Below are 20,139 nucleotides of genomic sequence, written 5' to 3' on the forward strand. Positions count from 1 at the left end.
TGCACTATTGAATATCTATTCAAAGATTGGATCTCAGGGTGGCGAAGCCGAGTAGACGCCGGGTGATCATCAACACGGACGCCAAGAACGAGGCGGACGACCAGTTCGCGATCGTGCACGGGCTGTTGTCGCCCACCTTCGACATCCGCGGGCTGATCGCCGCGCACTTCGGGACCCGGCGGTCGGACCGGAGCATGGAAGAGTCGCGCGAGGAGATCGAGCTGCTGCTGGACCTGATGGACCTGACCGGCCAGGTCCCGGTCGCGGACGGGGCGCCGACCGGGATCCCGGACGAGCAGACCCCGCTGGACTCGCCCGGCGCCCGGCTGATCATCGAGGAGTCCAAGCTGGCCTCGAAGGACGACCCGCTGTTCGTGTCGTTCCTCGGCCCGCTGACCGACATGGCCTCGGCGATCCTGCTCGACCCGGAGATCGTGCACCGGGACGTGATCGTGATCTGGATCGGCGGCCGGGGCTACGACGGCTACACGACGTACCCGGGGATCGAGTTCAACCTGTCCAACGACATCCACGCCGCGAACGTGGTGTTCGGCTCCGGGATGACGGTCTGGCAGGTGCCGAGCGACGTCTACACGAAGGTCTCGGTGAGCTACGCGGAGCTCGACGAGAAGATCGGCGACGCCGGGCCGCTCGGCAAGTACCTGATCGAGCAGCTGCACGAGTGGAACGCCACCCACCACGGCGAGCCGATCGAGTCCCGGTCCCTCGGTGACTCACCCGCGATCGCCCTGATGCTCTTCCCCCGCAGCGGGGACATGCGGGTCCGGCCGGCGCCGCGCTTCGGCGTGGACGGCTGGTACCTGCCCGGGACCGACAACCCCATCAGCGTCTGCGAGCACGTCGACGTCCGGTTCCTGCTGGAAGACATGTTCGCCAAGATCCGCCGCTTCGCCCGGCAAAGGAGCACTCAATGAACACCTTCACCCGCCGTGGATTCCTCGGTCTCACGTCCGCCGCCGCAGCCGGCGTCGGTCTGTCCGCCTGCACCGGCGGTGGCACGTCGACCAGCGGGAGCGGCGGCGCCACCGGCGCGGCCTCGAACAATCTGCGCCTGTTCACCTACGAGGGCGACGAGACGATCGGCCTGCTGCGGGCGCAGGTCAAGAAGTTCGACGAGCAGAACGGTACGACGACGACCGTCGACAGCCTGCCCGGCTCGGGGGCGGCGGTGTACCCGGACAAGCTGCGCACCGAGCTGCTCGGTGGCAAGGGCCCGGATGTCTGGCGGATCTGGGGCGGCCAGATCGGGGCGCCGTTCGCGAAGGCGAAGCAGTCGCTGGACCTGTCGCCGTACTACTCCAAGTACGGCTGGGACTCGAAGATCAACACCGCGGCGATCGGCGGCATGACGTTCGACGGCGTGAAGTCCGGGGTGCCGTTCGTCTCCCTCGGCATCGGCGCCTGGTACAACAAGTCGCTGTTCGCGAAGGCCGGCGTGAGCGGCCCGCCGACGACGTACGCCGAGCTGGAGGCGATCAACGACAAGCTCGTCGCGGTCGGGGTGACGCCACTCGGCACCGGCGGCAAGTACGGCTGGCATGTGATGCGGCTGTTCGAGTACCTGCTCGAGCACACCGCCGGCCCGGAGCTGCACGACAAGCTGCTGACCGGCGACGAGAGCTGGGACCGGCCCGAGGTGGTCGAGGCGTTCGCGCTGTTCAAGAAGTGGCAGGACAAGAAGTGGGTGCCGCAGGGCGCGCTGGGTCTCGACCCGGCCGACATCGAGCCGGCGTACGTCCAGGGCAAGACGGCGTACACGATCACGGGGCCGTGGACCGAGGCGGCCGCGATCCTGACCGCGAAGAAGAGCCCGGCCGCGTTCGGCAACTTCGAGCTGCCCACCGACCAGCAGCCGGCCCGGCACTCGGGTTTCGTCGAGGGCTACATGATCAACGCCAAGACCGGGAACGCCGACAAGGCCGCGGCGCTGATCGACTTCATCGTGAAGCCCGAGACGCAGAAGGCGATGCAGGTCAGCGCCTCGACGGTCAAGGGCGCCGAGCCGGACCCGAAGGCGCTGCCGCTGTCGGCGGAGTGGGCGCAGAAGTACGGGAGCAACCCGTTCTACACGATCCAGGACCAGGCCTTCCCGAAGAAGGAGGCGGACCAGTACTTCAGCGTGCAGAGCGACCTGCTGCAGGGATCGGTCACGCCGGAGGCCGCGGCGAAGAAGATGCAGGAGATCGTCTCCGCCTGGGCGAAGGGCTGAGTAGGGCTGATGGCGACGGTCGCACTGTCCAAGCCTGCCAAGGCCGCGAAGGCCAAGAAGGGTGGCAAGTGGTCACCCTGGTTGTTCGCCCTGCCCGCCTTGGTGGTGTACGTCGCGTTCCTGGTGTACCCGGCGTTGTCGTCACTGTGGTTCAGCCTGACCGACTGGGACGGCCTGAGCGCGACGTACAACTTCGTCGGGCTGCAGAACTACGTCGACCTGCCCAAGGACCCGGTCGTGGTCACAGCGGTCCGGAACAACGTGATCTGGACCGTCGTGACGATCGCGGTCCCGACGATCATCGGGCTCGCGCTGGCGATCGCGCTGAACGGCAAGGTGCACGGCAAGCCGATCCTGCGGCTGATCTTTTACACGCCCGCCGTCCTCCCGCTGGTCTCGATCGCCTCGATCTGGGGCTGGCTGTACAACCCGCAGTACGGCGCGATCAACTCGTTCCTGCGGCTGCTCGGGCTGGACGGGCTGGCGCAGCCGTGGCTCGGGCAGGACTCGACCGCGTTGTGGGCGGTGATGGTGCCGGCCATCTGGTTGCGCACCGGCTTCCCGATGCTGCTCTACCTGGCCGCCCTGCAAGGGATCCCGAACGAGCTCTACGAGGCCGCGACGGTCGACGGTGCGAGCCGTTGGCAACAGTTCTGGCACGTGACGATGCCGAGCCTGCGGCCGGCCCACTACATCGTGCTGGCGTTGTCGCTGATCGACTCGTTCAAGGTCTTCGACATGATCTACGCGATGACGTACGGCGGCCCCGGTACGGCGACGCAGGTGATGGGGACGTGGATGTACGCCAACGTCTTCCAGTACTACCAGGCCGGTTACGGCACCGCGATCGCCGTGGTGATCACCCTGGTGGCGGTCGCCGTCGGCATCCCGTACGTCCGGTCCCAGACGAAGGAGGCGTCATGACTGTGCTGAATGCCGCGCTGCCGCGCGGCAGGTCATGGGGCTGGAACTCCCGGCCTTCCCTCGTCTCTCCAGTCGCTTCGCTCCCTCCGTTCCTCAGTCCAGGCCGGGAGGCCCCATGACCTCGATCGCACCCGTGCGGGTCGACGCGCCCGTCGTACTGCAGCAGACCGAGCCGGTCAGCCAGGAGCCGAAGGGCCGCAAGGGCCTGGTCATCACGCTGGTGCTCGTCGTGGTGGCGCTGTTCTGGATCTCGCCGCTGGCGTTGCTGGTGATCACCGCGGTCCGGCCGCTGTCGGACTTCATCGGCAACGGGCCGCTGTCCTGGCCGGACCAGTTCACCTGGTCGAACTTCAAGGACGCCTGGGGGATCGGCAACTTCGCCACCACCTACCGCAACAGCGCGCTGCTGGCGCTGATCAAGGTGCCGCTCGGCGTGCTGATCGCGGCGATGCTCGGGTTCGCGCTGGCCAAGCTGCGGATGAAGTTCCGCACCACCGTGATGTTCTCGGTGTTCCTCGGGCTGACCATCCCGATCTACATCACCATCGTCCCGGTGTTCATCATGATGCGTCAGGCCGGCGCGACCGACAGCATCTTCGGGCTGATCGGGCCGTACCTGGCCTTCGGCATCCCGTTCGAGGTGCTGGTGCTGCAGTCGTTCTTCCGGCAGATCCCGGACGAGATCATCGAGGCCGCCAAGGTCGACGGCGCCGGCGACTGGCGGGTGTTCTTCACGATCGTGCTCCCGCTGTCCCTGCCGGCGCTGGTCACGGTCGCGATCCTGGACGCGGTGGCGACCTGGAACGAGTTCCTGTTCGCGCTGATCCTGCTGAACTCCGACGCCAACAAGACGATCCCGGTCGGACTGCTCAACTTCCAGGGCCAGTTCGCCAACAACAACACCGGTCTCGCGGCGGGCATCCTGATCGCCGTGGTGCCGATCCTGATCGCGTACACCCTCCTGCAGCGCTGGATCGTCGGCGGCCTCACCGCCGGCTCTCTCAAGGGCTGACCGAAACCGCCCCACACGAAGGAGTAACCACCAATGACTGACATGCCGGTCTTCGGCGCAGGTATCTGGCACTTCGCGACGTACAAGGACCGCTACGCCACCGACGGGTACGGCGACCCGGTCGGCCTGCTCGAGCAGATCGACCGGGCCGGCGCCGTCGGCGACCTGTCCGTCGTCGACCTGAACTGGCCGTTCGCCGGGTACGACGGGGCGCTCGACGAGGTCAAGGAGGCACTGAAGCGCAACAACCTGAAGGCGATCGCGATCACCCCGGAGATCTACACCCGCGACTTCGTCAAGGGATCCTTCACCAACCCCGATCCCGGCGTCCGCAAGCAGGCGCTGGAGCTGATGCACAACGCCACCGAGCTGGCCAAGGACCTGGGCTGCTCGTACGTGAAGCTCTGGCCCGGTCAGGACGGCTGGGACTACCCGTTCCAGGTGGACTACCGCGACATCTGGAACCTCGCGCTGGACGGCCTGAAGGAGCTCGTCTCCGCGCACCCGGACATCAACTTCGTGATCGAGTACAAGCCGCGCGAGCCGCGGGTGAAGATCATCTTCCCGAACGTCGCCCGGACGCTGCTCGGGATCGAGAAGATCGGCCTGCCGAACCTCGGCATCCTGCTCGACTTCGGCCACTCGCTGTACGGCCAGGAGACGCCGGCCGACGCCGCCCAGCTGGCGATCGACTACAACCGGCTGTTCGCGATCGACGTGAACGACAACCTGCGCGGCTGGGACGACGACATGGTGGTCGGCTCGGTGCACCTGGTCGAGACGTTCGAGTTCTTCCACACGCTGCGCAAGAACAACTGGGAGGGTGTCTGGCAGCTGGACCAGTTCCCGTTCCGCGAGGACAGCGTCGAGGCGGCCAAGCAGGCGATCCGGTTCCTCAAGGCGGTGCACCACGCGCTCGACGTACTTGACGACGAGGCGTTGGCCGCGGCGCAGGCGTCGCACGACGCGCTGGCCGCGCAGAAGCTGGTGCAGAAGGTGCTCCTGAGTTCGATGGCGGAGCTCGCATGACACTGACCGTCGAACACACCACGATGCCGGTGCTCGGGCGGCTGCCGATCCACAGCAGCCGGGCCGAGCAGGTGGCGCACATCGCCGAGGCGGCCCGGCAGATCCGGATCCAGGACCTCAAGCTGGTCCACCACGCAGGCGCCGGCCACATCGGCGGTGACTTCTCCGCCATCGACATCCTGGCCACCCTGTACGGCGCGGTGCTCGACATCACGCCGGACACGGTGACCGCGCACGAGCGCGACCGGTTCATCCTGAGCAAGGGCCACGTCGCCGGGGCGCTCTACACCACGCTGGCGGCCTTCGGGTTCCTGCCGGTCGACGAGCTCGCCACCTTCCTCAAGCCCGAGTCGGCCCTGAACGGGCATCCGAACCGGAACAAGGTCGCCGGGGTCGAGGCGAACACCGGTCCGCTCGGCCACGGGCTGCCGGTCGCGGTCGGGCATGCGCTGTCGGCCAAGCTGGACGTGTCGATGCGCCGGACCTACGTGCTGGTCGGTGACGGCGAGCTGCAGGAGGGCAGCAACTGGGAGGCGATGATGGCGGCCTCGCAGTACCAGCTGGACCGGCTGACCGTGATCGTCGACCGGAACCGGCTCCAGCAGGGCGCCACCACGAAGGAGACCAACGACCTGGACCCGCTGCCGGAGAAGGCGATGGCGTTCGGGTTCGCGGTGGTGGAGGTGAACGGTCACGACCACGGCGAGCTGCTCGACGTGCTGTCTGCCGTACCCTTCCGGCCCGGCAAGCCGACCTTCGTGATCGCCCACACGCACAAGGGGCACCCGATCTCGTTCATGAGCAACAACGTCGCCTGGCACCACCGGGTGCCGGACGCGGCGGAGTTCCAGCAGGCGCTGACCGAGCTGGAGGCTGTTGTTCCCGGATACACCAAGGAGCTTCCAATGACCGAGCGAAGCGAGGGCATCATCAAGCACAGCCGGCCTCGTGTCTCATCCGCGCCCGGAGCGAAGCGAGGACGCGGATGAGCATGGTCGAGACTGCCTCGATCGCCGACCAGCCGCGGTACGACTGCCGGGACGCGTACGTCGAGACGCTCGCCGAGCTCGCGCACGCGGACCACCGGATCGTCGGGGTGGTGAACGACTCGGTCGGGTCCAGCAAGCTGAACAGCTTCCGCAAGGCGTTCCCGGACCGGTTGATCAACGTCGGGATCGCCGAGCAGGACATGGTCGGGGTCGCGTCCGGCCTGGCCAACGGCGGCCGGATCCCGTTCGTCTCGGCCGCGTCCTGCTTTCTGACCGGCCGCGCGCTGGAGCAGATCAAGGCGGACGTCGCCTACTCGAACACCAACGTGAAGCTCTGCGGGATGAGCCCGGGCGTCGCGTACGGCGAGCTCGGCCCGACGCACCACTCGATCGAGGACATCGCCTGGTTGCGGGCGATCTCCAACCTGACCGTGATCGTGCCGGCCGACCCGATCGAGACCGCGGCGGCGCTGCGCTGGGCGGCGGCCTCGGACGGGCCGGTGTTCATCCGGGTCAGCCGGATGAGCGTGCCGAAGGTGTACGCCGACGACTACGAGTTTCGGATCGGCAAGGCGATCACGGTCCGGGCCGGTGACGACGTGACGCTGATCAGCAACGGGACGGTGCTGTGGCGGGCGCTGGCCGCGGCCGAGCAGCTCGCCACCGAAGGGATCTCGGCCCGGGTGCTGTCGATGCCGACGGTGAAGCCGCTCGACGTCGAGGCCGTGGTCGCGGCCGCGCGGGAGACGGCCGGAATCGTCACCGCGGAGGAGGCAGTGTCCGGCGGCGGCCTCGGCGGTGCGGTGGCGGAGACCGTCGTACAGCAGCACCCGGCGCGGGTGTCGATCCTCGGGATCCCCGAGTTCGCGCCCACGGGGTCGGCCGGGTACCTGCTGGACCGCTACGGGCTCTCGCCGGACGGCATCGCGGACGCCGCGCGCCGGCTGCTCAAGCCAAGTAGCTGACCAGGTCGGCGATCGAGATCATCGCGAAACCGTGAGTGTCGGCGAACGCGCGCAGGTCGGGCCCGGTCATCAGGGTGCCGTCGTCGTTCATCAGTTCGCCGATCACTCCGACCGGCGGCAGCCCGGCCAGCCGGACGAGCTCGACCGTGGCCTCGGTGTGACCGGGCCGCTGCCGGACACCGCCCTGCACTGCCCGCAACGGGAGGATGTGACCGGGCCTGATCAGGTCCGTGGGCTGCGCCGCCGGATCGGCCAGCACGCGGACCGTCCGGGCCCGGTCGGCGGCCGAGATGCCGGTCCCGACCCCGCTGCTCGCGTCGACCGAGACCGTGTACGCGGTCCGCAGGCTGTCCTGGTTGTCCGGCACCATCAGCGGCAGCTCGAGCCGGTCGAGGATCTCCGGTGCGGCGGGTGCGCAGACGTAGCCGCTGGTGTGCCGGACCAGCAGCGCCATCAGCTCGGGGGTCGCCAGGCTCGCGGCGAAGGTCAGGTCGCCCTCGTTCTCGCGGTCCTCGTCGTCGACGACCACGACCGGCCGTCCCAGGGCGAGCTCGTCGATGGCGCGCCGGACGGTGTCCAGCCGGGTCTTGGTCGCGGTGCTCACGGTCGTTGTCCTCTCGGCGTGAAACTGGCGCCGTACTCCGGGGCAACGACAAGCTCCGCGGGCACCACGGCAGCAAACGCCGACAGCGCACCGCGAAGACCTGCCACGTGCGTCTTCCCATCCGGACTTTCACCGTCGGTCCCGGAGTTCCACCGGGTCAACCGCATCTCCTTGCGGACATGCGGGTCGCGGACTGTCACCGCCGGCTCGGAATTTCACCGACCCCAGAGCACGTGTGGTCTTGCTGTTCGCCGCTCAGTCTATCCGTCACAACCACCCTTGGAGTGTCATGTCCATCTCAGTCTGGCGTGCAGTCGAGCTGACGCTGACGCGCAACCACGAGGAGCCGTACGCCGCCGAGGAGTGGGCCGACTTCGAGCACGAGAGCGGCCTCCGGCTGCGGCGGCCCGCGTTCTGGGACGGCGGTGACACCTGGCGGGTCCGCTTCGCCGCGCCGTCGCCCGGCCGGTGGACCTGGACGAGCGGCTCAGACAGCGGCGAGCTCGACGTGGAACCGGCTGATCCCGGGCAGGACGACCCGTTCTACGCACGCGGCTTCTGGCGGATGTCGCCCGGCGGTCGCAGCCTGGTGCACGCGGACGGCACGCCAGCCATCCTCGCGGGCGACACCGCCTGGGCGCTGCCCTGGCGAGCGACCCCCGAGCAGGTCCGGGAGTACGCCGCCGACCGGCAGGCGAAGGGGTTCAACGCGGTCCTGCTGATGACCGTGCAGCCGGACATGCGTGCCGTCGGCCCACGCGACCGCACCCAGGACGAAGGCTTCGCGGTCGGCTTCGAGGACCTCCCGGACGGGCACCTCAACCAGCCGAACATCGAGTACTTCCAGTACCTCGACGACCTGCTCCGGATCCTGGTCGAGCACGGGCTGGTCCCGGTGCTCCAGCCTGTCTTCCACGGCTTCGGCTGGAAGGGCCTCGAGGTAGCCGGGCCCGTCGTACCGCCGGAGGAGTATGCCCGCTACTGCCGATACCTGGTCGCCCGGTACGGCGCTCAGCCGGCGATCTACCTGGTCGGCGGGGACGGATCCGGTCGCGAGCCCCAGATCGCCGCCGGCGGGGCCGAGGTGCACGCGACGGACTGCTACGAGCAGCCGACCGGCATCCACTACCGCCCGCACATCCACGCGGACGCGCACCAGGATGCGGACTGGCTGGACTTCCAGTGGTGCCAGACGGGTCACAGCGGTGAACACGTCCCCGAGCGGGTTGCGGACATGTGGCGGAACCGGCCCGTCAAGGCGATCGCGAACGGCGAACCGACGTACGAGAACACCGGGCGGACCGGCGTCGGCGCCGGCTGGTGGCAGGGTCACGAGGCGTGGAGCAACCTCTGCGCGGGCGGGACGATGGGCGTCGTCTACGGCGCCGGCAGCCTGTGGCAGTGGAAGCTGCATCCGGACGAGCCGGGGCACGCGGACTTCTTCGCGGCGCCGGGCGCGGGCTGGCGGGAGGCGGTCGGCTTCGAGGGGTCGTCGTACGTCGGTCTGCTCACCAAGATCCTGCGTGGGCTGCCGACGACCGACATGGAGCCGGACTGGACCCGGGTCATCTCCGGCCGGGCGCTGAGCGTGCCGGGCCGGCTGCTGATCATCTACCGCGAGCACGGCGGCCCGGTGCCGGTGTTCGACGACGACGTGCCGCTGCCGTACACGATCATCGACCCCCGCGACGGCTCGGTGGTGGCCGCCGGCAAGCGCGACTCGCCCCGCGACGTCCTCCCCGACCCCGGTGGACAGCCCCGCGTCTACATCTGCCTGGCTGACCTATAGTCGTCGCTTGTTAGGGGGTCTCGACGTGAACAACCGCGCGGTGCGCCAGCCAGGGCTGGACGAGTTGCGGCTGCTGGCGAAGGTGGCCCGGATGTACCACGAGAAGGGCATCCGGCAGCCGAAGATCGCGGCTGAGCTCAACCTGTCCCAGGCGCGGGTGTCGCGGATGCTCAAGCAGGCCGTCGAGGTCGGCATCGTGCACACCGTGGTGACCATGCCGAGCGGCGTGCACAGCGACCTCGAGGACGAGCTCCAGGGCCGGTACGGACTGCGGGACGCGGTCGTCGTCGACACCCTCGGCGTGGCGGACGACGTGCTCCCGGCGCTCGGCTCGGGCGCGGCGGCGTACATCGACATGACGCTCACCGGCGGGCATGTGATCGGTATCTCGTCCTGGAGCGAGACCCTGATCAGCGCCGTCGACCGGATGCCGCGCAAGAGCGTGCCGGTCGTGGACCGGGTGGTGCAGATCGTCGGCGGGCTGGGTGACGCCGCGGTACAGATGCAGGCCACCCGGCTGACCGCCCGGTTCGCCGAGCTGACCGGCGGGATGCCGGTCTACCTGCCCGCCCCGGGCCTGGTCGGCACCCCGGCGGTCCGGCGGGCGATGATGAACGACGTGTCCGTTCGGGACGTTCTGGGCACCTGGGGACAGCTCACCGACGCCCTGGTCGGGATCGGCAGCCTCGAGCCCTCACCGCTGTTGCAGCGCAGTGGGAACGCGGTCGCGGAGGCCGACCAGGACGAGCTGCGCCGGCTCGGCGCGGTGGGCGACGTCTGTTTCCGGTTCTTCGACGAAGAGGGAAAGCACGTGCGCTCGACGTTCGACCAGCGAGTCATCGGGGTGACCGCCAAGGAGCTGCTGGCGGTGCCGCGCCGGATCGGGGTGGCCGGCGGCGACCGGAAGTTCTCCGCGATCCGGGCCGCGCTGCTCGGCGGCTGGGTCAACATCCTGATCACCGACCTGGCGATGGCCAACCGCCTGCTCGACGCCTGATGGATCGCGAGGAGCAGCAAGACGTCTACCGGACGCTCGACCTGGCCCTGCGGGTCGGCGAGGTGCTGCTGTCCAGCGGCGCCGGTACGGCGGACGCGACCGCGACCATCCTCGGCGTCACCGCGGCCGGTGGGCTGCGCGGCTGCGAGGTCGACATCACCTTCACCTCGATGGCGATCTCGTACCAGGCGGCGCCCGAGGTCGCGCCCGAGACCCACATCCGCCTGGTCCGCTACCGCTCGCAGGACTTCTCCCGGCTGACCGACGTCGACCGGCTGGTACGGCGACTCGCCCGGGGCGACGTGACCCGGGACGAAGCGAGTCGCGAGCTGGCGCGGCTGACGTCGGCGGGACCGCCGTACCCACGCTGGAGCGCCGTGCTGGCCTGGGGGGTGATGGCCGGTGGCGCGACGTTGCTGCTCGGTGGTGGCTGGCTGATCACGCTGGTCGCGGTCGTCACCGCGATCGTGATCGACCTGAACAACCGGTGGTTCAACCGGCAGCGGCTGCCTGCCTTCTACCAGCAGGTCGCGGGCGCGTTCGTCGCCACCGCGGTCGCGCTGGTCCTGTACGCCGTCCACGCGCCGGTGAAACCGTCCCTGGTCGTTGCCGCAGGCATCATCATGCTGCTGGCCGGGATCGCGCTCACCGGTGCCGTCCAGGACGCGCTCACCGGGTACTACGTGACGGCGGCGGCCCGAAGTTTCGAGGCGATGCTGCTGACCGGCGGGATCATCGCCGGCGTGAGCCTCGGCCTCACGGTGGGGATCAAGCTCGGTCTCAACGTCGGCATCGAGGCGCAGACGATCCAGCTGGCGAACCTGCCGATCATGGTCGGGTCCGGTGCGCTGATGGCGGTCGCGTTCGCGTACGCGTCGTACGCGCCGCTGCGGGTGCTGCTCCCGGTCGCGATCATCGGGGCGCTCGGGTCGCTGGTCTTCACGTTGATGACGCGGGCTTCGTTCGGGCCGGCGTGGTCGACGGCAGCCGCGGCCTTCGTGGTGGGTCTCGGGAGCTACTCGCTGGGTCGGCGTACCGGAGTGCCGCCGCTGGTGGTCGTTGTGTCGGGCACCATTCCGCTGCTGCCGGGACTGACGATCTACAAGGGCCTCTACGAGCTGATGGGACTGGGCAACCTGATCGGCATCGTCAGCCTCGCGACCGCGGTCGCGATCGGTGTCGCCATCGCGTCCGGTGTGATCCTCGGTGAGTACGTCGCCCAGCCGATCCGCCGCGAGGCCCGGCGACTCGAGGATCGCCTCGCCGGGCCACGCCTGGTCGGACCACGCCGTCCGGTCCGTCGCCGGACCGGATCCCGCCGGTCCCGCCGACGGTCTGCTCAGCCTCAGTAGGCCCGCCTTACCTGATCTCCTCCAGTACGACGTCGTCCAGCTGCAGCCAGACGTCCTGGCCGCGGCCGAAGAAGCCGCCGTACAGCTCGATCAGGGACTCACGGCCGGAGTCGAACTCGACGCTGACCTTCTCGTACGCCGGGTGCGCCCCGCCGGACTTCTGCGCGATGGTCTGGCCGCGCAGGGTGCGGACGCCGAGCATCGTCTCGGTGTTGTTCGCCGCGGTGCGCATCCAGGCGGACAGGCGGTAGCGGTGGTGCGGCCGGACGACGACGTTCTGTTGCAGCTGGTGGGTGCCGATCGAGTCCCGGACGTAGGCGTTGTTGGTGCCGCTGTGGCCGAGGTTGGACCGGTCGATGCCGCCCCGGCCGTTGAGCTGCCAGGGTGAGGTCGGCGTACTGCCGGTCTGGTCCTCGAAGCCGGGGTCGCTCACCAGGTTGGTGACCTGGCCGTCGTCGGTGAGCTTGGTGCGCATCAGGAACACGTTGTACGGATCCCACTGCGACATCGTGAAGTAGAGGTCGTCACCGGACGACCACGGGTGCATGTAGGTCCCGTACAGTCCGGGGAAGTCCTTGCCCTTCACAACAACCTGCTCGCCGCTCCACGGTCCGGTCAGCGACTTCGACGAGCGCAGTACGACGGATGCCCGCGTCTCGTCCAGGTACATCATCAGCCACTTGCCGACGTGCGCGTTCCACTGCACCGAGACCTCGCTGACCGGGCCGATCGCGATCGGCACCGCCGCGCTCTCCTTCGGCGACCAGGTCCGGCCGTCCCAGTACCGCCAGGCGCTCTTCTGCAGGACCTGCTGCTCCGGGACTCTGGCGATGTGGGCGTTGCCGAAGCGGCCGTTCGGTGTGCCGATCATGTAGACGTAGCCCTGGTCGCGGACCAGGGCCACCATCTGGAAGTTGTTGTCCCACGCCTTGGTGTTCTGCCAGCGTGCGTTCGGGTCCTTGGTCCAGGTCTCGCCGTTGTCGTCGGAGTAGGCGAAGCCGGAGTAGTTCGTGAACCAGCTGCCGGCCGGGCCCCAGTAGTTGACCGACATGTACTGCACGTACTGGCGCTTGCCGACCGCGATACCGCCGGTCGGGATGACCGTGTGCTCGTCGCGGTCGACCTTCTTGCAGTCGAGGAACTGCTTGGCGTGGCCGGGACGGTCCTCGGCGGCCGAGTCCAGCGACATCCCGTCGGCCAGGTTGCGGTCCTTGCTGCGGAACAGCAGGTTGCAGCGCCAGTCGATGGTGGCCGGGTCGCCGACACCGCCGCCCGGGCCGGTCCAGCCGCTGCCGTAGCTGTCGCCGAACGCGGTAAGGATCTCCCCGGACCCGTTGTCCCACAGGATGCCGAGGTCGGTCGCCTTCAGGGCGAACCGCGCCTCGGTGTCGTTGATCGACTCCGGGCCGGTCAGTTTGGCGATGCGCTCGGCGGGCGACGGCACCGCGGACGCCTGGGCTTCGGAGGACTGGTCGGCCGGCACCAGAGCGGCTCCGATCAGCACGGGCAGGACGAGTAGCAATCGTTTCCGCATGCGTTGTCTCCTCGGGCGGGCAGAGCACGATCGTGAGAAATCGATTTCCGCCGAACGTAGTCCTTCGTTGTCAATGGGTCAACAGCTGGGTGTGGTTTACTTCCTGCTGGTGCGATTCCAAGGTGTGACGGTCGGGAGCTTCCCGGGCCCGTCGGCTCCGCCGGTGGCGGAGTGACCCGGCGCTGACCGGGGCCACGCGGTGATACCCCGCTTCTAGCTCGGACCCCCAGTGGTCCCTGACCGGAACCTAGGCGGTGTCTCCTGGTCCCGCGCCTACTGCGCGGGACCACCAGCCACGACCTACGCTGAATGTCGTGCAGCGTGTGGATCTGGGTGAGGTCGAGTACGAGGTCGCGGCGAAGGAGATGCGCGGCTGGGTGGAAGAGCGGGTCGAGGACGCGGCTCCGGACCGGCTGTTCCTGCTGAGTCATCCGCCGGTGATCACCTACGGGCCGCGGACCGTGCTGGACGATCTGCCGGCGGAGGCCGCGGGGATTCCGGCGGTGGCGGTCGATCGGGGCGGGTTCGCGACGTACCACGGGCCGGGCCAGCTGGTCGGGTACCTGGTCATCGACCTGAAGCGCCGCGGGCCGGTCGACATCGTGCGCTGGCTCGAGAACGGGCTGATCGAGGCGCTCGGGTCACTCGGGTTCCCGCTGGTACGACGAGACACGCCGAAGGGCGCGAGCAGCCTGGTCGGGGTCTGGACCGAGGACCACCGGAAGCTGTGCTCGATCGGGATGCGGATCCGGCGCGGCGTGACCAGTCACGGCTTCTCGGTGAACGTGGACCCGGACATGACGGTCTTTCACACGTTCACGAGTTGCGGCCTGCACGACGTGACGATGGTCTCGCTGGCCGAGCTCGCCGCCGAGCGCGGCGTCCCGGCGCCCACGGACGCCGCCGTCCGTGACGCGATCGCCCACTCCCTCGGATCCCGGTAGCCTGCGGCAATGAGCCAGGAGGAGGACGACGGCCGGTACGACGCTCCGCCGTTGCCGCCGGTGGTGATCCTCGCCGTCGTCGGGCTGCTGTGCGGGTTCGCGACCATCGCGCTGGTGTGGCTGAGTGAGCGCAGCTGCGAGCGGTTCCGCGACACCACGAACTGCGGCGCGCTCGGCCTCCCGCTGCTCGTGCTGATCGTCGCGATCACCATGGTGCTCGGCGGGCTCGCGCTGAGCCGGCTCGCGATGCCCAACCCGCGCGTGGTGGCCTTCCTCGGCGTCGCCTTCATGCTGATCGTCGTCCTGGCGTTCCTCACCGAGAACCTGTCGTCACCGTGGACACTGGCCGTCGTCCCGGTGCTGACCGCGATCACCTTCCTCGTCGCCAATCTCGTCGCCCGACTCCTGGAGCGTGCCGATGCCTGACCTGCCCGTCTACGACTGCCCGCGTACGCCGGTCGCCCCCGCCCTCGACGGGACCCTGACCGACCCGGCCTGGAACATCGCGCCGTGGACCACCCCGTTCGTCGACATCGGCGGCGACGGCCCGGTCCCGCAGTACCGGACCCGGGCGAAGCTCATGTACGACGACGAGTACCTCTACGTCGGCGGTCTGCTCGAGGAGCCGCACGTCTGGTCCACGATGGCCGAGAAGAACACCAAGTTGTTCGAGGAGAACAACTTCGAACTGTTCCTCGACCCGGACGGCGACGGGCTGAACTACTACGAGTTCGAGATCAACCCGCTCGGCACGATCTGGGAGCTGACCCTGCCGAAGCCGTACGTCGACGGCGGCGTGCCGGTGGACCCGACCAACCTGCCCGGGCTACGGACAGCGATCGACATCGACGGCACGCTGAACGACCCGTCCGACATCGACACCGGCTGGTCGGTGGAGCTCGCCGTACCGTGGGCGGACCTAGCGGCGTACAACGAGGGTCGCGCGACGCCGCCGAACCCGGGTGACGAGTGGCGGATGAACCTGATGCGCTGCCAGTGGCCGCACGAGGTCGTCGACGGCGCCTACGTGAAGGGCGACGACCTCAGCTTCTGGGTCTGGTCGCCGCAGTACGTGGTCGACATGCACCGCCCGGACCGCTGGGGCATCCTTCGGTTCTGACCCCGCTACCCGGCGTCAACAGACCAGGGGGACAATGAGGTACGTGGACTTGGGGGGTGACGACAGGTACGGCGACGAGGTCGTGAGCGCGATCGAGCGTGCCTGTGAGAGCGACCCCCGGACGGCGCTGCGGCTTGTCGCGGAGTACTCGAGCCACTGGTGGTCCCAAGGACTGCAGGACGAGGCTGCCGCCGCCGCTGAGCGGGTGCTGAGCATCCTGGGCCGGAGCGTGCCTGTCGGACTCGACGAGGAGTACCTGCTCGCCGTACTGCACGGAGCCGCGTCGGCCGAGCAGGAGCAGCTGGAGCTGGCCCAGCAGATCGTGCAGGCGACGACAGGTCCCTTTCGGTACTCCGTCACCGTGCTGCTGTGGTCGCTGGTGTTCGGGCCGTTCGAGTCCGCCGCGGTGGTCGAGGAGGTCCTGGCGCGGAACGAGGGCGGCGACGCTTGGACCAGGGCAGCAGTCGAGCTGTGCCGCGGTTACCCGGGCCTGACGTCCGCCACTCCGGGTGATGCCGCTCAGGCGCTCCGTACGGCGCTGGGACGCTTCCGGATGCTCGACGACCGCTGGGGGATGTTCCTGGCGCTGACCGCGCTCAGAGAGATCGTGGACGACCCGGTCGACGTCATCAGCGAGGCCCTGGAGCTGGCCGAGAAGCTCCGCGCGGACGACGAGTCCGGACTGCTCCTGTGCCAGCGGGGCGAGCTCTACCGCCGCCATGGTGACCTGGACGCGGCCGGCGAGGACTTCAGCTGGGCGCTGGCCTTGGCCGAGCACGCCGAGCTGCCGGAAACGGCTGCCGCCGCCCACATCGGCCTGGCGCGGGTCGCCCGCGGCTGCGGCGACCTCCTGACCGCCCGGGAGCACCTGGCCGTCGTCCTGTCCCGCGACTCCGAGGATCTGGAAGACGCCCGCTACGAGGCGATGCACGAGCTGAACCTCCTGATCAACTCCGAAGCCTCCGCATAGCACCAGGCCACACACTCCTGTGGTACGGCGACACACCTGTGGCAGCGGCCACAACAGGCGGGTCTCGCCGGACTCGCGGATGGCTGGTTAGAGTCGAGTCGACCCAGCCCCCGACACTGCAACGGAGCAGCCGGATGGACAAGACGTACGACTCGCCGCAGGCAGCGGTCGACGACATCGGCGACGGCGCGAGCCTCGCGGTCGGCGGCTTCGGGCTGTGCGGCAACCCGATGGAGCTGATCAGCGCCCTGCACGACAAGGGGGTGACCGGGCTCAGCGTGGTGTCGAACAACTGCGGTGTCGACGACTGGGGCCTCGGGATCCTGCTCGCGGACAAGCGGATCGCCAAGATGACGTCGTCGTACGTCGGGGAGAACAAGGAGTTCGCCCGGCAGTTCCTGTCCGGTGAGCTCGAGGTCGAGCTGACCCCGCAGGGCACGCTGGCCGAGAAGCTGCGGGCCGGCGGCTGCGGGATCGCCGCCTTCTTCACGCTGGCCGGCGTCGGCACCCAGGTCGCCGAGGGCGGGCTGCCGCAGAAGTACAACGCCGACGGCACGGTCGCGAAGGCGTCGCAGCCGAAGGAGACCCGGGAGATCAACGGGACGACGTACGTGCTGGAGGACTCGATCACCACCGACTTCGGGCTGGTGCACGCGCTCAAGGGCGACACCCACGGCAACCTCGTGTTCGACCGCAGCGCGCGGAACTTCAACCCGCTGGCCGCGATGGCCGGCCGGGTCACCATCGCCCAGGTCGAGGAGCTGGTCCAGCCTGGTGAGCTGGACCCGGACGAGATCCACCTGCCCGGTGTCTACGTCCAGCGCGTCGTTGCCGTCGGCAAGGACATCGAGAAGCGGATCGAGAAGCGCACGGTTCAGCCGCGCGAGGCCTACGAGGCCCAGCGCGAGAAGATGGAGGCCTGAGATGCCACTCACCCGTGAGCAGATGGCCGCCCGCGCCGCCGCGGAGCTGGCGGACGGCTCCTACGTGAACCTCGGCATCGGCCTGCCGACGCTGGTGCCGAACTACATCCCGGACGGCGTCACCGTCGTACTGCAGTCGGAGAACGGCATCCTCGGCGTCGGGCCGTACCCGGTCGAGGGGGACGAGGACCCGGACCTGATCAACGCCGGCAAGGAGACCGTCACGACGCTGCCGGGGGCCTCGTTCTTCGACTCCGCACTGTCGTTCGGGATGATCCGCGGCGGCGCAATCGACGCGGCCATCCTGGGCGCCATGCAGGTGTCGGCCACCGGCGACCTGTCGAACTGGATGATCCCCGGCAAGATGGTCAAGGGGATGGGCGGCGCGATGGACCTGGTGCACGGCGCCAAGAAGGTGATCGTGCTGATGGAGCACGTCGCCAAGGACGGCTCGCACAAGATCCTCGAGGAGTGCGATCTGCCCTACACCGGCCGCGGCGTGGTCAACCGGATCATCACCGACCTCGCCGTGCTGGACGTCACCGACGACGGCCTGAAGCTGGTCGAGCTCGCCGACGGCGTCACCTTCGACGACCTCCAGTCCAAGACCGGCGCCCCGATCAAGCAGTGACGGCAACTCTGGTGCGGCTCGACGACTCGGCTTAGGGTTCGGGCACGCCCTGCGCCACAGCGCGGGGCGTGTCCGCCAAGCTCAGGAGTCCGCCCATGCTGCTCAGCTCGTCCCTGCGACCACGCCGAACCATCGCGGTCGCCACAGCGGCCACAGCTCTCGCCGCGATCGCCTTCAGTCCACTGACGTCCAACGCAGCGCCGCCGGGCCGGCCCGCCGACAGCCGGCCGTTCGTCACCGGCACCCAGACGGCGCCCGTGTACGAGTACGACAACGCCATCCGCGAACGGGTCGCCGTCGAGGTGCCGGTCGACGCCGACGAGAACGGCGTCAACGACCGGGTGATGGTCGACCTCATCCGCCCGGGTGAGGCCGCACAGGCCGGCGTCGACGTGCCGGTCATCATCCAGGCCTCCCCGTACTACGCCTCGAACCCGGCAAGCTACTTCGACGCGAACGGCACCCGCACGGTGTTCAACACCTGGCTGGACAACTACTTCGTACCGCGCGGCTACGCGGTCGCCTTCGTGGACCTGATCGGCACGTTCCGCTCGTCCGGTTGTGACGATGTCGGCGGCGACTACGAGGTGGCCGGCGGCAAGGCGGTCATCGACTGGCTGAACGGCCGCGCGAAGGGCTCCACGCCCGCGGGTGCCCCGGTGACGGCTGACTGGTCCACCGGAAAGGCCGGCATGATCGGCGTCTCCTGGAACGGCACCATCGCCAACTCGGTGGCCAGCACCGGGGTGGACGGCCTCGAGACCATCGTGCCGATCGCGGCCATCTCCAGTTGGTACGACTACACCCGCAGCTACGGCGTCCCGTTCTGGGGCAAGTACGTCGGGTTCCTGCACGACTACGTCAGCAACGACGTCAGTCCCCGCTGTCCGGAACTCACCAAGGAGCTCGAAGCCGCGTCCGATTCGGCCACCGGCAGCTACAGCCCCTGGTGGGACCCGCGGAACTACCGCCTCGACGCCGCGAACGTGAAGTCCAGCGTGTACGTCGTCCACGGCCTCAACGACGAGAACGTCAAGACGCGACACTTCGGCGAGTGGTGGGACGAGCTGGCGAAGAACGGCGTACCGCGCAAGATCTTCCTGCACCAGGACGTCCACATCGACTCGTTCAGCTACCGCGACACCTGGGTGCAGCGGTTGCACCCCTGGTTCGACCACTGGTTGCAGGGCCTCGACAACGGCGTGATGGACACTCCGATGGCGACGATCCAGCGCGAGGACGGCGCGTTCACGACCGAGGCGACCTGGCCGGCCGCCGGCGCCCAGCAGACCAAGCTGTCACTGGCCGCGCCGACCGGCCGGACCGCCGGCACGCTGACGACGGACGCGGTGCCCTCCTCGGGCACAGTCGAGTTCGCCGACCGGAAGGATTCCGACGACGACTACGTGCTCGACCCGACAACGCTGCGGCCCGACCGGGCCGTGTTCCTGACGAGCGAACTGACCGGCGCGGTGCGGCTGTCCGGCACCGGCACCGTCAAGGTCCGCGTGCAGTCCTCCCAGCCGTCGGCGGCGATCAAGGCACGCCTGGTGGACTACGGTCCGGCCACGCGCTACACGTCGTACTTCACCAAGGGGACCTCGACCTGCTGGGGCGACGGGAACGCGACCGACACCGGCTGCTACGCCGACACGGGCATCGCGGCCGCGCCGTCCGACCTGAACGTGGTGGCCCGCACGATGGCGGACATCGGTCACTACCGATCCCTGACCCAGCGTGAGTCGTTGCAGCGCGGAGTCTGGTACGACCTGACCTTCGAGCTCAACGCCGATGACGCGGTGTTCGCCGCCGGGCACCGGATCGGGCTCGTCCTGACCGTCGAGCCGGGAAACCCGGACGACCTGGTCGAACGCCGGGCGCTGACGATCGACCCGGCGGGATCGTCGCTCACCTTGCCGCTGACCGGTACGACGACCTCGCTGCGCACTCCTGGTCCGGCCGAGACGGTGACCGCACGGCAGAAGGCGCATCCTGAGCCCGAGCGGGACCCGGCCGAACTGATCCGGCAGTTCGTCGAGACGTCGCGGTAGCGACCTGACGGCCAGGCGGGCCGCTTGGTCCCGCCTGGCTGTCCACATCGCGTTAAAGGCAGCTGACACTTCGGT

At 68.9% G+C, this 20,139-nt stretch carries 19 protein-coding genes and 1 riboswitch; of the genes, 17 read left to right on the forward strand and 2 right to left on the reverse strand.

All coding sequences use genetic code 11. The features are described 5' to 3' along the window. Positions 1-38 precede the first annotated feature (38 nt). The 7 genes from AB0H36_RS08945 (at position 39) to AB0H36_RS08975 (ending at position 7,149) form a co-directional block, all read left to right on the forward strand. A complete protein-coding gene (locus tag AB0H36_RS08945) occupies positions 39-935 on the forward strand; it encodes a nucleoside hydrolase (RefSeq protein WP_360518965.1) in 897 nt (298 codons plus the stop codon). Next, on the forward strand, positions 932-2,230 hold the full coding sequence (locus tag AB0H36_RS08950; RefSeq protein ID WP_360518968.1) for an extracellular solute-binding protein: 1,299 nt from the start codon (positions 932-934) through the stop codon (positions 2,228-2,230). The genes AB0H36_RS08945 and AB0H36_RS08950 overlap by 4 nt, the downstream gene beginning before the upstream one ends. Before the next feature lie 9 nt (positions 2,231-2,239). Beyond that, positions 2,240-3,154, forward strand: a complete 915-nt coding sequence (locus tag AB0H36_RS08955; protein WP_360518971.1) for a sugar ABC transporter permease — start codon at positions 2,240-2,242, stop codon at positions 3,152-3,154. Between the two features lie 115 nt (positions 3,155-3,269). Further along, the gene (locus AB0H36_RS08960) at positions 3,270-4,166 is read left to right on the forward strand and encodes a carbohydrate ABC transporter permease (protein ID WP_360518974.1); all 897 of its coding nucleotides are present in this window, start codon (positions 3,270-3,272) and stop codon (positions 4,164-4,166) included. A 33-nt stretch (positions 4,167-4,199) separates the two neighbouring features. Continuing rightward, positions 4,200-5,195 carry a sugar phosphate isomerase/epimerase family protein gene (locus tag AB0H36_RS08965; RefSeq protein ID WP_360518980.1) on the forward strand — a complete coding sequence of 332 codons (996 nt, stop codon included), beginning with the start codon at positions 4,200-4,202 and terminating at the stop codon, positions 5,193-5,195. Then, a complete protein-coding gene (locus tag AB0H36_RS08970; RefSeq protein WP_360518983.1) occupies positions 5,192-6,184 on the forward strand; it encodes a transketolase in 993 nt (330 codons plus the stop codon). Before AB0H36_RS08965 ends, AB0H36_RS08970 begins: the two co-directional genes overlap by 4 nt. Further along, positions 6,181-7,149: a transketolase C-terminal domain-containing protein gene (locus AB0H36_RS08975; RefSeq protein WP_360518986.1), complete on the forward strand. Its 969-nt coding sequence runs from the start codon at positions 6,181-6,183 to the stop codon at positions 7,147-7,149. Before AB0H36_RS08970 ends, AB0H36_RS08975 begins: the two co-directional genes overlap by 4 nt. Here AB0H36_RS08975 and ribB read toward each other — a convergent pair. Then, the gene (gene ribB / locus AB0H36_RS08980; RefSeq protein WP_360518989.1) at positions 7,133-7,753 is read right to left on the reverse strand and encodes a 3,4-dihydroxy-2-butanone-4-phosphate synthase; all 621 of its coding nucleotides are present in this window, start codon (positions 7,751-7,753) and stop codon (positions 7,133-7,135) included. The genes AB0H36_RS08975 and ribB overlap by 17 nt on opposite strands. Positions 7,754-7,856: 103 nt before the next feature. Beyond that, a riboswitch (FMN riboswitch) is annotated at positions 7,857-7,990 on the reverse strand. Positions 7,991-8,042: 52 nt separating this feature from the next. Here ribB and AB0H36_RS08985 point away from each other — a divergent pair. From AB0H36_RS08985 to AB0H36_RS08995, 3 genes are read left to right on the forward strand one after another with little or no spacing between them, the layout of a single operon-like run. Beyond that, positions 8,043-9,542 (forward strand): DUF4038 domain-containing protein, encoded by a 1,500-nt coding sequence (locus AB0H36_RS08985; protein ID WP_360518992.1) that lies wholly within the window; start codon positions 8,043-8,045, stop codon positions 9,540-9,542. Between the two features lie 7 nt (positions 9,543-9,549). Then, the gene (locus AB0H36_RS08990) at positions 9,550-10,539 is read left to right on the forward strand and encodes a sugar-binding transcriptional regulator (RefSeq protein WP_360518995.1); all 990 of its coding nucleotides are present in this window, start codon (positions 9,550-9,552) and stop codon (positions 10,537-10,539) included. Continuing rightward, entirely contained in the window at positions 10,539-11,891 is a 1,353-nt protein-coding gene (locus tag AB0H36_RS08995; RefSeq protein ID WP_360518998.1) for a threonine/serine exporter family protein, read from the forward strand. Before AB0H36_RS08990 ends, AB0H36_RS08995 begins: the two co-directional genes overlap by 1 nt. A 7-nt stretch (positions 11,892-11,898) precedes the next feature. Here AB0H36_RS08995 and AB0H36_RS09000 read toward each other — a convergent pair whose 3' ends face one another. Further along, positions 11,899-13,425, reverse strand: a complete 1,527-nt coding sequence (locus AB0H36_RS09000) for a DUF4185 domain-containing protein (protein WP_360519002.1) — start codon at positions 13,423-13,425, stop codon at positions 11,899-11,901. Between the two features lie 314 nt (positions 13,426-13,739). On the opposite strand from AB0H36_RS09000, the gene lipB reads away from it, so the two are divergent. The 7 genes from lipB to AB0H36_RS09035 all read left to right on the forward strand — a co-directional run bounded on the left by lipB (position 13,740) and on the right by AB0H36_RS09035 (position 20,064). Continuing rightward, positions 13,740-14,369, forward strand: coding sequence for a lipoyl(octanoyl) transferase LipB (lipB, locus tag AB0H36_RS09005; RefSeq protein WP_360519005.1), 630 nt, complete (start codon positions 13,740-13,742; stop codon positions 14,367-14,369). A 9-nt stretch (positions 14,370-14,378) separates the two neighbouring features. Further along, on the forward strand, positions 14,379-14,795 hold the full coding sequence (locus AB0H36_RS09010) for a hypothetical protein (RefSeq protein ID WP_360519008.1): 417 nt from the start codon (positions 14,379-14,381) through the stop codon (positions 14,793-14,795). Continuing rightward, positions 14,788-15,489: a carbohydrate-binding family 9-like protein gene (locus AB0H36_RS09015; RefSeq protein ID WP_360519011.1), complete on the forward strand. Its 702-nt coding sequence runs from the start codon at positions 14,788-14,790 to the stop codon at positions 15,487-15,489. Before AB0H36_RS09010 ends, AB0H36_RS09015 begins: the two co-directional genes overlap by 8 nt. Before the next feature lie 43 nt (positions 15,490-15,532). Continuing rightward, positions 15,533-16,459: a hypothetical protein gene (locus tag AB0H36_RS09020; RefSeq protein ID WP_360519014.1), complete on the forward strand. Its 927-nt coding sequence runs from the start codon at positions 15,533-15,535 to the stop codon at positions 16,457-16,459. Between the two features lie 134 nt (positions 16,460-16,593). Then, on the forward strand, positions 16,594-17,382 hold the full coding sequence (locus tag AB0H36_RS09025; protein WP_360519017.1) for a CoA transferase subunit A: 789 nt from the start codon (positions 16,594-16,596) through the stop codon (positions 17,380-17,382). Between the two features lies 1 nt (position 17,383). Beyond that, positions 17,384-18,013: a 3-oxoacid CoA-transferase subunit B gene (locus AB0H36_RS09030; RefSeq protein WP_360519020.1), complete on the forward strand. Its 630-nt coding sequence runs from the start codon at positions 17,384-17,386 to the stop codon at positions 18,011-18,013. Between the two features lie 95 nt (positions 18,014-18,108). Continuing rightward, on the forward strand, positions 18,109-20,064 hold the full coding sequence (locus AB0H36_RS09035) for a CocE/NonD family hydrolase (protein WP_360519023.1): 1,956 nt from the start codon (positions 18,109-18,111) through the stop codon (positions 20,062-20,064). Positions 20,065-20,139 lie beyond the last annotated feature (75 nt).

The organism is Kribbella sp. NPDC050820 (genome assembly GCF_040653975.1).
Classification (GTDB): Bacteria; Actinomycetota; Actinomycetes; order Propionibacteriales; family Kribbellaceae; genus Kribbella.

Excerpts from the sequence above, each read along its gene's own strand:
- AB0H36_RS08950 (WP_360518968.1), top strand. The coding sequence starts at position 932 with ATGAACACCTTCACCCGCCGTGGATTCCTCGGTCTCACGTCCGCCGCC.
- AB0H36_RS08955 (WP_360518971.1), top strand. The coding sequence starts at position 2,240 with ATGGCGACGGTCGCACTGTCCAAGCCTGCCAAGGCCGCGAAGGCCAAG.
- AB0H36_RS08960 (WP_360518974.1), top strand. The coding sequence starts at position 3,270 with ATGACCTCGATCGCACCCGTGCGGGTCGACGCGCCCGTCGTACTGCAG.
- AB0H36_RS08965 (WP_360518980.1), top strand. The coding sequence starts at position 4,200 with ATGACTGACATGCCGGTCTTCGGCGCAGGTATCTGGCACTTCGCGACG.
- AB0H36_RS08970 (WP_360518983.1), top strand. The coding sequence starts at position 5,192 with ATGACACTGACCGTCGAACACACCACGATGCCGGTGCTCGGGCGGCTG.
- AB0H36_RS08975 (WP_360518986.1), top strand. The coding sequence starts at position 6,181 with ATGAGCATGGTCGAGACTGCCTCGATCGCCGACCAGCCGCGGTACGAC.
- AB0H36_RS08985 (WP_360518992.1), top strand. The coding sequence starts at position 8,043 with ATGTCCATCTCAGTCTGGCGTGCAGTCGAGCTGACGCTGACGCGCAAC.
- AB0H36_RS08995 (WP_360518998.1), top strand. The coding sequence starts at position 10,539 with ATGGATCGCGAGGAGCAGCAAGACGTCTACCGGACGCTCGACCTGGCC.
- AB0H36_RS09000 (WP_360519002.1), bottom strand. The coding sequence starts at position 13,425 with ATGCGGAAACGATTGCTACTCGTCCTGCCCGTGCTGATCGGAGCCGCT.
- AB0H36_RS09010 (WP_360519008.1), top strand. The coding sequence starts at position 14,379 with ATGAGCCAGGAGGAGGACGACGGCCGGTACGACGCTCCGCCGTTGCCG.
- AB0H36_RS09015 (WP_360519011.1), top strand. The coding sequence starts at position 14,788 with ATGCCTGACCTGCCCGTCTACGACTGCCCGCGTACGCCGGTCGCCCCC.
- AB0H36_RS09025 (WP_360519017.1), top strand. The coding sequence starts at position 16,594 with ATGGACAAGACGTACGACTCGCCGCAGGCAGCGGTCGACGACATCGGC.
- AB0H36_RS09030 (WP_360519020.1), top strand. The coding sequence starts at position 17,384 with ATGCCACTCACCCGTGAGCAGATGGCCGCCCGCGCCGCCGCGGAGCTG.
- AB0H36_RS09035 (WP_360519023.1), top strand. The coding sequence starts at position 18,109 with ATGCTGCTCAGCTCGTCCCTGCGACCACGCCGAACCATCGCGGTCGCC.